Source organism: Dokdonia sp. Asnod3-C12 (assembly GCF_045063975.1).
Taxonomy (GTDB): domain Bacteria; phylum Bacteroidota; class Bacteroidia; order Flavobacteriales; family Flavobacteriaceae; genus Dokdonia.
On sequence record NZ_JBEFNY010000003.1, the window covers coordinates 723,274 to 736,353 of the forward strand.

General features: G+C 37.3%; 12 protein-coding genes and 1 tRNA gene. 4 read left to right on the forward strand and 9 right to left on the reverse strand.

Features of this window, described 5'->3' with window-relative positions; genetic code table 11:
* Window positions 1-118 precede the first annotated feature (118 nt).
* Together ACJJVW_RS03320 and ACJJVW_RS03325 are read right to left on the reverse strand one after the other, a co-directional pair.
* Window positions 119-820, reverse strand: coding sequence for a Bax inhibitor-1 family protein (locus ACJJVW_RS03320; RefSeq protein ID WP_298328704.1), 702 nt, complete (start codon window positions 818-820; stop codon window positions 119-121).
* A gap of 192 nt (window positions 821-1,012) precedes the next feature.
* Complete coding sequence (locus tag ACJJVW_RS03325) at window positions 1,013-1,546, reverse strand: hypothetical protein (RefSeq protein ID WP_298328707.1); 534 nt, start codon at window positions 1,544-1,546, stop codon at window positions 1,013-1,015.
* A gap of 173 nt (window positions 1,547-1,719) precedes the next feature.
* Between ACJJVW_RS03325 and ACJJVW_RS03330 the strand changes: the two genes are divergently transcribed.
* The 3 genes from ACJJVW_RS03330 (at window position 1,720) to ACJJVW_RS03340 (ending at window position 4,434) form a co-directional block, all read left to right on the forward strand.
* Window positions 1,720-2,424, forward strand: coding sequence for a DUF4331 family protein (locus ACJJVW_RS03330; RefSeq protein ID WP_405250763.1), 705 nt, complete (start codon window positions 1,720-1,722; stop codon window positions 2,422-2,424).
* A gap of 19 nt (window positions 2,425-2,443) precedes the next feature.
* Complete coding sequence (locus tag ACJJVW_RS03335; protein ID WP_298328713.1) at window positions 2,444-3,067, forward strand: hypothetical protein; 624 nt, start codon at window positions 2,444-2,446, stop codon at window positions 3,065-3,067.
* 77 nt (window positions 3,068-3,144) lie between these two features.
* On the forward strand, window positions 3,145-4,434 hold the full coding sequence (locus ACJJVW_RS03340; protein ID WP_405250764.1) for a tetratricopeptide repeat protein: 1,290 nt from the start codon (window positions 3,145-3,147) through the stop codon (window positions 4,432-4,434).
* A 479-nt stretch (window positions 4,435-4,913) separates the two neighbouring features.
* On the opposite strand, the gene ACJJVW_RS03345 is transcribed toward ACJJVW_RS03340, so the two are convergent.
* Window positions 4,914-5,711, reverse strand: a complete 798-nt coding sequence (locus tag ACJJVW_RS03345) for an anti-sigma factor domain-containing protein (RefSeq protein WP_405250765.1) — start codon at window positions 5,709-5,711, stop codon at window positions 4,914-4,916.
* A complete protein-coding gene (locus ACJJVW_RS03350; RefSeq protein WP_108876829.1) occupies window positions 5,708-6,247 on the reverse strand; it encodes an RNA polymerase sigma factor in 540 nt (179 codons plus the stop codon). The genes ACJJVW_RS03345 and ACJJVW_RS03350 overlap by 4 nt, the downstream gene beginning before the upstream one ends.
* 237 nt (window positions 6,248-6,484) lie before the next feature.
* On the opposite strand from ACJJVW_RS03350, the gene ACJJVW_RS03355 reads away from it, so the two are divergent.
* Window positions 6,485-6,643: a hypothetical protein gene (locus ACJJVW_RS03355; RefSeq protein WP_405250766.1), complete on the forward strand. Its 159-nt coding sequence runs from the start codon at window positions 6,485-6,487 to the stop codon at window positions 6,641-6,643.
* A gap of 45 nt (window positions 6,644-6,688) precedes the next feature.
* Here ACJJVW_RS03355 and ACJJVW_RS03360 read toward each other — a convergent pair.
* The 5 genes from ACJJVW_RS03360 to ftsA all read right to left on the reverse strand — a co-directional run bounded on the left by ACJJVW_RS03360 (window position 6,689) and on the right by ftsA (window position 13,074).
* A tRNA-Arg gene (locus ACJJVW_RS03360) sits at window positions 6,689-6,762 on the reverse strand.
* Window positions 6,763-6,800: 38 nt separating this feature from the next.
* Window positions 6,801-8,759, reverse strand: a complete 1,959-nt coding sequence (locus ACJJVW_RS03365) for an OmpA family protein (RefSeq protein ID WP_405250767.1) — start codon at window positions 8,757-8,759, stop codon at window positions 6,801-6,803.
* A 204-nt stretch (window positions 8,760-8,963) separates the two neighbouring features.
* A complete protein-coding gene (locus ACJJVW_RS03370) occupies window positions 8,964-9,413 on the reverse strand; it encodes a GatB/YqeY domain-containing protein (RefSeq protein WP_298328727.1) in 450 nt (149 codons plus the stop codon).
* Window positions 9,414-9,615: 202 nt separating this feature from the next.
* Entirely contained in the window at window positions 9,616-11,631 is a 2,016-nt protein-coding gene (gene ftsZ / locus ACJJVW_RS03375) for a cell division protein FtsZ (RefSeq protein WP_405250768.1), read from the reverse strand.
* 93 nt (window positions 11,632-11,724) lie between these two features.
* Window positions 11,725-13,074: a cell division protein FtsA gene (gene ftsA, locus ACJJVW_RS03380; RefSeq protein WP_405223091.1), complete on the reverse strand. Its 1,350-nt coding sequence runs from the start codon at window positions 13,072-13,074 to the stop codon at window positions 11,725-11,727.
* Window positions 13,075-13,080 lie beyond the last annotated feature (6 nt).

The window sequence follows — 13,080 nt, forward strand, 5'->3', positions numbered from 1 at the left end:
TATACAAATGACCTCAGTTTATTAGATTGAATTGTAAATTCCCACATGACTGCATAAAAAAATGCGCACCTCCTATTATCTAGGAAAGTACGCATTAATATTTAGTAATTGAGAGACCTTAATCTCTTGACATAAAAATTCTCAAAATATACCAGAATAATAACATCAGAGATGCAAATAAACCTAAAGCCGCAGCAACATATTGCTCCTCATCATATTTATGCACCATATTTGAAGTAGTATATAATATAGATCCAGCCGCAAGTGCCACCATAGCAACACTAAACCATAAGCCGAGGTCAAATCCAAAGAGAAGTCCCGCAACCATAAGGCCTATTGCTAGAAAAAATCCTATAGCAAGTATAGATCGTAAAAAAGAAAAGTCTTTTTTAGTAAGGATCACAACTGCAGATAATCCTGCAAATAATGCAATGGTCATCACGGCAGCTTTTTGTAAAATCTCTACTCCATCTATCATAGAGAATGCCTTAAGAAGTAATGGGATAAAAATAAAAGCCTCTGCTACTACGTAAATTCCCAAAGCTAAATAGTGCTGATTTTTATCTCTGGACTTAAGTGCTAGTCCTTCTGCATGGTTTGTAATAAACATAAATGCCCCAAGTAGCAATAACCAGCTCCAGCCACCTGTAAGTGAATATGCAAAGTTTACAATAACTGGCGATTGAAAAAACAGATATTCGGTGATGATGAATAATAATACTGCAAGTGCTACATAGGTGTATGTCTTGCGATAAAATGCCACTCGGCGCTCATCAGATAATGCACTTACTGGTACTATTTGAGGTTGATATGATTCCATTGATGTTATTATTTTAGTTTTGAAAGTGATGTATAAATGTAAACAAACTAGAAATACGCTGTTCCTAAAAATTAAATATTGTAGACATCTTAGAGACGTATCTTATATAATTATCGGGATGTATTTATTTTTAGCTTTCGCGAAAGCGTACTTATATTATAAATAGTCTGCTGTATCAATTTACCTCAACGGTTACTTCTTAGAAGACGCACCTTTAAAGTTTTGAGATGAATTCTTGAACAATACATTAAAGGTAGTAAGGCTACCATAAATACGAGTAATGTACTGCTGGAGATCAACCTTATCTTGATCATCAAGTGTTTTACTAGCATTAATCTTTTGCTCCATCACGCGCACACGGTCGCGCACCATCACAATTTTATGGAAAAAGCTTTCTATAGAAATATCCTTTGATGACAAGTTGCTATCCTCTGGAGATAATGTCATTGTTCCTCCTCTCCACTTATCTGCTATAGGCACCACCTCAGATATGTCGCTGTATCTCTTGAGTAAATCTCTAAAGGTTTTTTCTACCTCATACATACTCACACTATCTACCTCACCTTCTATTGCTTCTATAACTTCAAAATTATCATCTAGTGTTATAGTCTCGAGTCCTCCGTCAATAAAAGTAACCCAGTACAGCTCTGAGGTGACATTTGTAATTACTCCTTTACCTAGCTTGTTATGGTCTATCCTACTTCCTATTCCTAATATGGTATTCATAATCTTATATATAGTTTCTTTTATGTTATTACTTATTTACGGACGCTAATATATGTAATAACGACCTTGTGCTTTGGTTTTAGATATTTTTCTCTTAACAAGAATTTAACGTCTTAATAGAAACCTTGCGATTCTTAACTGCGTAAGTGTTCCTAAATAAACAATATACAACAATGAAAAAATTACCAAAAATTCTAATCGCAGGTGCTGTCTTACTTGGAGTAGGTGCACTTATCGCAGCCGATCACTTAGATGCTCCTGCTGTAGGCGGAACAACCGCAGACATTACTGATTACTTCGCATTTGAAAGTGCTGAGAATTCAAGCAACACCGTATTTGCAGCAAACGTACAAAGTTCACTAGCTGGAGAGGCTGAGTTTGACGAGAACGTTCTTGTTGAGTTCAACATAGACAACGACGGTGATCTAGTAGAGGATAGAGTAATACAAGCAATTCCAAGAGACGGAAAAATGTATTTCTTTGGACCTTATGAAATTTCTTCAACTGGACTTAACAGTACGATTGACGAAAGTGCTCTTATTGGATCTGTAGATATCTCTACTGGAGCTGATGCAATCACAATGACTACAACTGATGGAATTAAAATATTTGCTGGATTAAGAGCAGATCCTTTTTTCTTTGATTTTACAACTTTTAATGCTGTTGTAGGAAATCCTGCAGGACCTTTTACAGGAACAACTGGACCAAATGGTGGTTTTCAAACTGCTGAAAATGCTTCTGATCCTTTTGAAGGAACAAATGTACTTTCTGTAGTAGTTGAAGTTCCAAACACTTTATTAGGTGGCACTTCTGCGCATCCAGCTGGAACGGGCGTTCAAGTTTGGAATACTTGGGTTGAAGCAAAAACAAAACAATAATAGTTAAAAGACATATATCATGAAATTACAAAATATAAAATATCTATTTGCAGCAGTTCTTCTAGCAGGAGTTGTATCATGTAGCGACGACGACGATAACACACCTATCACAATTGATCCAGTACCAACGCCTACAGAAGTTGACTTTTCTGGAACGTTTGCTCAACAAGATCAAATGGGACGTGCAGCAATTAATACTGTATTAGGAGGAGATAGCGCAGCTAAAAATAGCTTCAACACAACAATCCCTTCTGAGATGGTTGCAGGTTTTCAACAAGCCTTCCTTGACAAAGCTGTAGCATTACACGGTGCATTCGGAGTTGAATATGAAACAAACATTTTAGGTCTAGACGCTCCAACGCTTACAACGATATTAGCTCAAGATGTATTACAAGTAGCACCAGATGCACCTACTACTTATTTTGACGGAACAAATGTTCTTACAGGTCGTACGCTTAGTGATGATGTTGTAGATGTATCTTTAATTTTACTTTTCGGAGGAAATAATGGAGATAAATACAATGGACAAGACCTTGACAATGATGGAACACCTGATTTACCAATTTTAGTTACAGATAACGTAAGCGCTGGAACAGGTGCGACAGGATCTACTTCATTTCCTTACCTAGTAGGGCCACAATAAAAATTTGATTATTTTTAATTAGCTTAAAAAAGGGTCTGAATTTTTCAGACCCTTTTTACATAAAACCAATTGATCTTATGAAATATATAACCTTATTATTACTCACAACCGCCCTTTTTATCTCTTGTTCAAATGAGGATGAAAAAATCCTCAATAAAGCAGATTATGAGAACTACCTACAAACCAACAACTCTCAAGAGATTGCAAAAACAGAAAAAGAATTAAGCTTCTGGAATGAACGAATAAAAAAAGATAGCATCCAACTCATTGAACTATCTAAAAGTGCAGGAATGCAGACGAAGATCTTTCAACTCAATGCATCTATAGAGCAACTCAAAGATGCAGAAAAAAACCTCACAAGATCTGCGCTAGTAACAAACATAGGCAAGGACGGTAAACTGCTAGCATTAGCACAAAACTACATCACTCAGCACCGTTTTAAAGAAGCAAAATCACTCGTTGATAGTGCTCGCGTTATTGCTGGTGGAGAAATTAAAGCAATTAATCTAGTTGCCTTTGATGTAGCAATGGAACTAGGTAATTATGAAAATGCCGAAAAAATCTTAACAGAAGAAACAGACTTCTCAGACTACAACTATTTGATTAGACTTGGGAAACTAGAAGATTACAAAGGAAATCTTGACAAAACAATCCAACACATGGAAGCTGCAAAAGCCATTGCAGAGAGTAGCAAGCAAAAAGGATTACAAGTGTGGGTTTACACAAATCTCGCAGACTATTATGGTCATGCTGGAAGAATTAATGATGCTTACAATCATTATCTCAAAGCACTAGCAATTGATCCTAGTAATGCTTACGCAAAAAAAGGAATTGCCTGGATTGCATACTCCTATGAAAACAATCCTACTGAAGCTTTGCGCATAATTGAAGCTATAGAAAGAGATAGTAAAAGCCCAGATTACGAACTTCTCAAGTCAGAAATTTATGAAAGCACCGGTGATGAAAGTAGCGCAAAAGAGGCTCTAAACAACTTTTTATCTAGAGTTTCAAATCCAAGTTACGGAGATATGTATGGAGCCTACCTAGTTGAAATATATGCAAGCAAGCCTGAGACATCACAGCAGGCTATAACCCTAGCTCAAAAGGAAGTAAACAATAGACCCACTCCTATGTCTTATGACCTACTAGCACATGCTTATTATGGAAATGGAGATTATGAAAAAGCCTTAAGCATAACTCAAGAACATGTAATTGGTAAAACGCATGAGCCTATGGCGCAGTTTCACACAGCACAAATATATAAAGCTCTTGATATGAAAAATGAGCTAGCGCCTATCAAAGAAGAATTACTAGAAACAAGCTTCGAACTAGGACCTGTTACCTACAAAGAAATACAAAATTTATAATTTTATCAATCTATGAAACCGCTTCACAATGTTTTACGTAGATATAGTAAGGTTATTAGAAAACTATTAATGGTTGGATAGTTTTTGATTTTGTTTGTATGAGCGTCTTACTCTTTTGAGTAAGACGCTTTTTTTATGACCTATAAGTCAAGTTACCTTTATCACCTCTCCTTAAGTGCAAATCACACATAATAGTATATAACCTACACACAAAAGCAGTCGTCATCCTGCTTGTTTAAAGCATGCTCATTTAGTACCTTTTTGACGTTAATTAAGAAGCAACATACCCCACTAGATAATTGATGTAATCTGCATAGAATGTAAGCAGATTATATAAATAGATATTTATTAGTGAGCTTATGTATTTGCAAATGAATTGGTGGGTCATAAAAAACTCCTTGCTATAGAACTAGCAAGGAGTTTTTAAATTGATATTATACTTATGTATATTAAATATAATTAGAAGTCTCTTAAGCATCTTAAGATGATGCAACCACTCCTAATGTATATAGTTGCTCTAGTGTAGGTGAGGCACTTCCTCCTTCTGGTTCTAATGTAATACCAAAGGCTTCAGACTCATTAGGGTTACTTAGCTCAAAGATTTGATTTCCGCTAGCGTCATACTGATCAAGAACTCCAATACTCGTAGGCGTAAGAGGTTCTAAGGTAAGAGACCACACTTGGTAAACTTTACCTTTAGGAGGTTCTGGTAATCCTTTTACATCTATATATGCTTTACCACTTTTCTTATCCCAATACACAGATGCATAAGCTTCTGGTGCAATAGCTTGCGCTCCTAGTGGCACTGCTATTAAATCTTGTTTACGTATTACATTAAGTAATCCTCTGGTTTGATCGAGGTTTGTTTCTGCAACTTGTGTTTTACCTTCTTGAAGTAACAATTCTCTCTCCGTATCAACGATACGATCTTCAAGCTTGTTATTTTCAGTGTATAAGTAACCTATACCCGCAAGCAGTAATATTGCTGCAGCCCATCCCATAAATGCAATGATAGGTGTTTGCTTTCGCGAAAGCGGGATTACCTTTGTATCATTATCGTTTATATACTTTCTTAGAACACTCACATCCTTAGGCTCACCAGGAGCGGCTGCCTTAGCAAGATGCATTAAATGGTTTTCGATCTCTACTACTTCTTGTTGTAGCGCTGTATCTTGAGATACCTCACGAGCAATCTCCACCATTTCCTCTTCAGGAAGTGTTCCATATACAAAGAGCTCGAGAACCCCTGAATCTATATATGTTTGTGAATTTTTCATACTACGCCTACTATATCTCTAAGTTTTTTAATACAAATTCTATTTCGTGTTTTTACGGTACCTAAAGGAATGTCTAGCTCTTCGGCTGTTTCCTTTTGAGTGTATCCTTGAAAAAACAAGAAGTGAATTATCTTTTTACAAAGCGGTTCTAGAACGTCTACATACTTCTTGATACCTATAGCATCTACCGAAGTATTAAAGCTTCCTTTCGCCTCGAGAATATCTACGAAATATTCGGCAGTATGGTTTTTCTTTTGATTTTTGAAATCTTTAGAACGTGTTTTGTCTATAGCTCCATTGCGAGCTATATTGAGCATCCACGTAAAAAATCTTCCTTTAGAAGGGTTGTACTTATCTGAATTATTCCAGATTTTAACAAAGGTGTCTTGTAATAACTCTTCTGCCACCTCTTGGTTATGTACAACACTATTTATGACTCCAAATAAGCTCTCGCTATAGAGTTCATAAATTTTCTCAAAAGATGCAGGATCCTTCTGGAGAAACTTATTAATTAATGCGTCTGGTTGTGTCATCATAGATTAGACTACCAATGTAGGATTATGATTTACCATATGCAACTATTGAACTGTTAAAGCCTATAATAATTTACTTGTGGTTGTAATTAATCTCAGACTCCTACTAGTTTATGGAATATACATCTGTAATGAAACTTTCACGAAAGGATTATCTCCGCTGCGCTTCGGTGATCCCACAAAGCTCCGCTTTGAAAATAGAAGAGCCCCAATTGCAAATTCAAGCACACTGAATTTATTATGGGAATTTTGCACTCCTTAGTGACCTCAAAGGCAGAGATTTCAAACTTTTTAAAGAAAGATATATTTGTAATTGAAACTTTCACGAAAGGATTACCACCGCTGCGCTTCGGTGATCCTACAAAGCTCCGCTTTGAAAATAGAAAAGGAGAAAAATAATTTCTGAGCAAGCTCAAATTATTTTTCTCCTTTTCTATTTATTCGTGACCCAGAGAGGATTCGAACCTCCAACCGTCAGAGCCGAAATCTGATATTCTATCCAGTTGAACTACTGAGCCTACTCATTTTGCTTTCGCGAAAGCGCAAATGTAAATCTTTACTGAGTAATCACAATAAATTCTGAACGACGATTTAATTGATGTTGCTCCTCTGTACAGTCTGAGTTGTTATCACAGTTATTTACGAGCTCTGTCTCACCATAACCTTGACCAGAAATTCTACTAGCATTGATACCTCTAGAGATAATATATGCTACTGTAGACTTTGCTCTTCTATCTGAAAGTGACAGGTTATAGTCATCCTTACCTCTACTATCTGTATGTGATCTTACGCTTATTACCATATCTGGTACTTGCTTCATTGCCGATATCACTTTTGTAAGCTCTAACGCCGCATCTGGTCTTATGTCAGATTTATTATAATCAAAATAAATAGGATTAAGATTAAGAAGCTTTGCAAGGTCATCACCCACTCCTACTTCTGTAAGTCTCAACTCAAGCTCTATATCCTTCTGCAATGTTTCTGGCTCTGCTGGTGTGATCACAATCACCTCCTTTGCATAATATAATTTTGAAGTCGCACGGATCACATAATTTTCTGAGCATACGAGACTAAATCTATACAGGCCGCGTGCATTTACGTCTACCTCTTTTACCACTTCATTATCAGCATTCATGAGCTGTACTTTTGCATCTGTTATAGGTTGCTTTGTAACTGCATCTGTGATAAATCCTAAGACATCTACGTCACAACGTGGTTCTGGCTTTTCCTTTTGCTTGAATCTATAAATGTCATCACTTCCCATTCCCTGGTTACGACTTGAAGAGAAGAAACCAGTTTTTAAAGTATCATTCACTATGTACGCAAAATCATCTGCAGAGCTATTAATAGGCTCACCCAAACTTGCAACCGTAATCTCTTCTGAAGATGGGTTAGTCACAAAAATATCAAGTCCTCCCAGCCCTGGGTATCCATCTGAGGCATAGTAAAGATTTCCTGTACTACTCATAAATGGAAAGGCATCTCTTCCTTCTGTATTTATAGGCTTGCCAAGATTTTCAGGCTCACCAAAGCTTCCATCGCCGTTAATAGCTACTTTCCAAATATCTGACAACCCCACACTTCCAGGCCTATCTGATGAGAAGTATAAAGTTTTTCCATCTGCACTTAACGCAGGATGTGCAGTAGCATATTCCTCCTCATTAAATGAAACTTCAACCGCTTCAGACCAACTTCCCTTTTCCTTATCTACTAGCGTAGATTTATAGATCTTCAATTTATTAATCCCATCTGACGATTTTGCAAAATCTCCATCTGTAAAATTATTTCTTGTAAAATACATTGTCTTTCCATCCTTTGTAAATGTGGGAGTACTCTCATGGAAGATGGTATTTACCTTGCGGTGAAAACGTGAAGGCGGAGACATGCTCCCGTCTTCTTTCATAGTAGATTTATATAAATCTAGAAATGGCTGATTGTTCCACTTATGTATACGTCTTGTAATGGAACCCGTATCTCTTGCCGAAGCAAAAATCACTTGGTTCTTATAATATGACGGGCCAAAATCTGAGTATCGAGAGTTCATCTCTCGTATCATATTAACCGTATAATAGCTTTCTCGGTATCCTTCTACCTTTGTATAGTCTGGATTTTCTTTGAATAATTTTGCCCTAAAGTCATTTCCGCTTCGATCTGCAAAGATTTGCATCATCTCATCAGACTTATCGTAATCTTTAATAGCACGTAGTGTTTGTGCATATCTAAAGTAGTGTTCATCACTTACAGAGTCTGCATAGCTTTCTGTGAGTTTTCCATACCATTCCTGAGCTTGAGAATACTTACCATTGTAATAGTAGGCCTCTGCTATCTTATTAAAAACTTGATATGATTTAAAACCCTCTGCTACGAGGTCTTTATAAATCTCGATAGCATCTATATATGCTAACTGATTAAACTTTTTATTTGCTCTCGCAAGCTTCCCTTGCTGAGCATTAGCACTATGGATTGAACTAAAAATAATCACTAAAACAAAGGCGCACCTCATAAATCCCTTCATAACCTGTTGGTCTAAAAGTTAAACGTTAAAAACTATTTAGGGGGTTTATTTAAAGACTGCTTGAGTCTCGCTGGGGAACACAATATTAGTAAACCTTTTTTTTAAATGACACAACTACGTTGTCAATTCGACAAAAAGACTGCTTTCACGTATTAAAGGCTATTATATGAGAATTTTAAAGAAAATTAACTGATTACAAGACTATTATGAAAGACGAGCCTTCACAATTGTACTGATGGTTTTACCATCTGCTTTTCCAGTAAGTCTAGCGTTTACCTGTCCCATCACCTTACCCATATCTTTCATTCCTTGGGCTCCAGTTGAGGCAATTATCTCATCTACTACTTTAGTAACATCTGCCTCACTCATTTGTTCTGGTAAGAATTGAGAGATTACTTCTGCCTGTGCTATTTCTGGATCTGCAAGATCATTACGTCCCTGCTCTGCAAAGATAGCTGCACTATCCTTACGCTGCTTTACAAGTTTCTGTAATAACTTAAGCTCTTGCTCTTCGGTAATCTCTTCTTTTGCTCCTGTCTCTGTCTGCGCAAGTAAGATTGCAGATTTTATGGCACGTAGCGATGTTAATGCATTTTGATCTTTAGCTTTCATAGCTTCTTTCATTGCAGTCATCACTTGTGTAGATAGGCTCATAATAGTATATATTTTGTACTCAACACTCCTAATAACGTTATGGAGTTTAAGAGATAATTTTATTGATTATAAATATTTTATTGAAGTCACGAAGATACGAGAAATGGTGAAATTAAATACACACCTAAGTAGCTTATAAAAAAGAAACCCGTCTATCTTGGGGAAGATAACCGGGTCGCTAAAAACTCTAAGCAGTACCTGCTTAATCTACATTATCATGTAAAAATGAGTTATTACTTCTCAATTGAATTTCATCATTATCATCTGTAGAAAGTGATGTTCTAGATAAACTTCCATCCTTTGCTGGTGTTTCTTCTAGATCAATCCCCATACGCTTGTACGCAGGTTGCTTTTCTATCTCCTCAATACGAGACTGGTTTGTGCGAAATTTATAATTGAATTCTTTCATCTTGCGCTTACGCTCAGAAGCTCTATCTATAAGAATCTGTGAGATAGGACTATTCATAGGGTCTATCTCTGCATTGTCATCTTCACGCTTTTGTTGAGGAGCAACAGTTTTTGTTTCAAAAACAATTGTTTCTTCTTCAATGTCGCTTTCATCATCATCACTAGATGCATTAGAAAGTGTCTCTTCAAGCTCCATGTAATCCTCAAGACTATATCTAGTCTCTCCGTCATTAGTATGCTCAGTTACAGGTACAATTTCTATAGGCTCCTTCACCTCAATAGATGCTGTAGTGTCATCAAGATCAAACATGATAGGCTTCTCATCTTCCTCCACAGGAGCTTCTGTCGTTAATGGCATATCAAAAAACAACATTCCATTATTTTCTGGCTCTTTATGCTCTACTCTAGTCGCTTCATGACGCACTGTAGTGTCAATGATTTCAAAATCTGCTTCATTCTCTAGAAGTATCTCATCATACACAACAGTAATATTCTTAATTACATCTGTAGTAGGAACTATATCCATACTATATTGCTGCGCAGGAGGCTGTATTGGCTCAGCTTTAGGAGCCTGCTCTGGAACAGCTTGTTGCCTTGTAATTTCTTTTGCGGGCGCTTTCGCGAAAGCGGTAGGCTTCTTTTCCTCTATTTCATCAAGATCAAGTGTATGCACTATTTTCTTAGGAGCAACCGGTGCTTGTGGAGCTACTGGTGCCGAAGGTGGAATCTCTACGGTAGCATCTGGCATTAAATCTTGCTGTGCTCTCTGCTCCTCTTCTAGTGTATGAATGATCTTCTTAGTCTCTACGTTTACAATCTCATTCTGCTGCTCTGCATTAAATCCCGTTGCTATAATAGTTACAGAAATAGCATCACCCAGAGAGTCATCTTCACCTACACCCATAATGATGTTTGCGCTGTGACCTGCCTCTGCTTGAATGTGATCGTTAATCTCTCCTATCTCGTCTATCGTGATTTCATCACCACCAGAAACTATAAGTAACAATACATTCTTAGCTCCAGTAATTTTATTATCATTAAGCAATGGAGAGTCAAGTGCTTTTGATATCGCCTCGTTTGCACGACTTGTACCACTAGCTGTAGCGCTACCCATGATAGCTGTACCAGATTTACTTAACACTGTCTTTGCATCACGTAAATCAATGTTTTGTGTATAGTGATGTGTAATTACCTCTGCGATACCACGTGAAGCGGTTGCAAGAACCTCATCTGCCTTACTAAATCCTGCTTTAAAACCAAGATTACCGTAAACCTCACGGAGCTTGTTATTATTTATAACAATAAGTGAATCTACCTGGGCACGAAGTCTATCTACTCCTTTTTGAGCTTGCTCGTTACGCATTTTACCTTCAAACTGGAATGGTATCGTGACAATCCCTACGACTAGGATATCAAGCTCACGAGCCATTTTGGCAATAACTGGTGCAGCACCAGTTCCTGTACCACCACCCATTCCGGCAGTAATAAATATCATCTTTGTATTGGTACCAAGCATTTGCTTAATATCCATCTCACTCTCTATAGCTGCCTGCTCACCCACATCTGGATTTGCTCCAGCCCCAAGACCTTCTGTAAGTCCTACTCCGAGTTGTATTTTATTAGGTACTGTGCTATTCTCAAGTGCTTGCGCATCTGTATTGCAGATTATAAAATCTACTCCATTTATTCCCTGCTGGAACATATGGTTAATAGCGTTACTACCTCCACCACCTACACCTATCACTTTAATTACGTGACTTTGGTTTTTAGGTAGATCAAATGTGATATTATCAAATTGTGTCGTACTCATATGATTTGTTTTTGCCCCTTATTCTTATACAATCAATTACTACTTGCGTAGCTATTTTATTATTTCCTACTTACTCTTTACTGATTTAATAGACTACTCTGCGTTGTCTAGAAAATCCTTAAACTTATCTGCCCATCTATCAAATATGCTTCTTTTAGGCGCTTGTGGTTTTTTAGGCCTTGCCTCGATATCTGTTTCTGGTATTTCATTAATAGTCTCTGTAAACACCTCTTCTTCCTTTGCAATGATTTCCTCTTCTGGTTCTAACTGACTGTTATATAAACCGTGCTCGAGACTATTCATTACTAACCCAACAGCAGTAGCATACAGCGGACTCGTAGTCTCTGCATCACTATCTCCAGCAAGATGCTCATTAGGATATCCTATACGAGTATCCATACCTGTAATATATTCTACTAGCTGTTTTAGGTGCTTGAGTTGGCTACCTCCTCCAGTTAGTACAATACCTGCAATGAGCTTTTTCTTCTGCTCCTCGTGTCCGTAATTTTTAATTTCTAGATACACTTGCTCAACAATCTCCACAACTCTCGCGTGAATGATTTTAGATAAATTCTTTAGCGTTATCTCCTTAGGCTCACGTCCACGTAATCCAGGGATAGAAACAATCTCATTGTCTTTATTTTCTCCTGGCCATGCAGAACCAAATTTAATTTTAAGAAGCTCTGCCTGCTTCTCAATAATTGAACAACCTTCTTTTATATCTTCTGTAATAATATTACCTCCAAAAGGGATTACAGCTGTATGTCTAATAATACCATCTTTAAAAATGGCAAGATCTGTTGTACCACCCCCTATATCGATAAGTGCTACTCCAGCTTCTTTCTCTTCTTGGCTCAACACAGCGTTTGCAGATGCTAGTGGCTCTAGTGTGATGCGATCTAGGTTTAACCCTGCACTTTTCACACAACGACCTATATTTCTTATGGATGCAACTTGACCTACGACCACGTGAAAATTTGCTTCTACGCGACCACCATACATCCCAATAGGTTCTTTAATCTCGCTTTGCCCGTCTACTTTATACTCTTGTGGTAATACATGAATAATTTCTTCACCTGGAAGCATTACCAGTTTATGTACTTGATTACATAATGCATCAATATCTGCTGCATCAATTACCTCTTCAGAGTTGTTACGAGTTATATAATCACTATGCTGTAATGAGCGTATATGTTGTCCAGCAATACCTACGACTACATCTTGAATTTTAATTCCTGATACATCTTCTGCTTCCTGCACAGCTTGCTGCACAGATTGTATGGTCTGGGTGATATTATTTACCACACCACGGTGTACACCAAGACTTTTAGACTTCCCTATACCGAGAATCTCCACCTTATTGTACTCATTGTACCGCCCTATCATCGCCACGATCTTCGTGGTCCCTATGTCCAGCCCTACTGCGATATTTTGATTTTCCATACCTTT

Coding starts and splice junctions, on each gene's coding strand:
- ACJJVW_RS03350 (WP_108876829.1), bottom strand. CDS start 6,247: ATGATGACACAACCAGACGCATTAATTAATAAGTTTCTCCAGAAGGAT.
- ACJJVW_RS03370 (WP_298328727.1), bottom strand. CDS start 9,413: ATGAGCCTATCTACACAAGTGATGACTGCAATGAAAGAAGCTATGAAA.
- ftsZ (WP_405250768.1), bottom strand. CDS start 11,631: ATGAGTACGACACAATTTGATAATATCACATTTGATCTACCTAAAAAC.
- ACJJVW_RS03365 (WP_405250767.1), bottom strand. CDS start 8,759: ATGAAGGGATTTATGAGGTGCGCCTTTGTTTTAGTGATTATTTTTAGT.
- ACJJVW_RS03355 (WP_405250766.1), top strand. CDS start 6,485: ATGGGAATTTTGCACTCCTTAGTGACCTCAAAGGCAGAGATTTCAAAC.
- ACJJVW_RS03335 (WP_298328713.1), top strand. CDS start 2,444: ATGAAATTACAAAATATAAAATATCTATTTGCAGCAGTTCTTCTAGCA.
- ACJJVW_RS03320 (WP_298328704.1), bottom strand. CDS start 820: ATGGAATCATATCAACCTCAAATAGTACCAGTAAGTGCATTATCTGAT.
- ACJJVW_RS03340 (WP_405250764.1), top strand. CDS start 3,145: ATGAAATATATAACCTTATTATTACTCACAACCGCCCTTTTTATCTCT.
- ACJJVW_RS03325 (WP_298328707.1), bottom strand. CDS start 1,546: ATGAATACCATATTAGGAATAGGAAGTAGGATAGACCATAACAAGCTA.
- ftsA (WP_405223091.1), bottom strand. CDS start 13,074: ATGGAAAATCAAAATATCGCAGTAGGGCTGGACATAGGGACCACGAAG.
- ACJJVW_RS03330 (WP_405250763.1), top strand. CDS start 1,720: ATGAAAAAATTACCAAAAATTCTAATCGCAGGTGCTGTCTTACTTGGA.
- ACJJVW_RS03345 (WP_405250765.1), bottom strand. CDS start 5,711: ATGAAAAATTCACAAACATATATAGATTCAGGGGTTCTCGAGCTCTTT.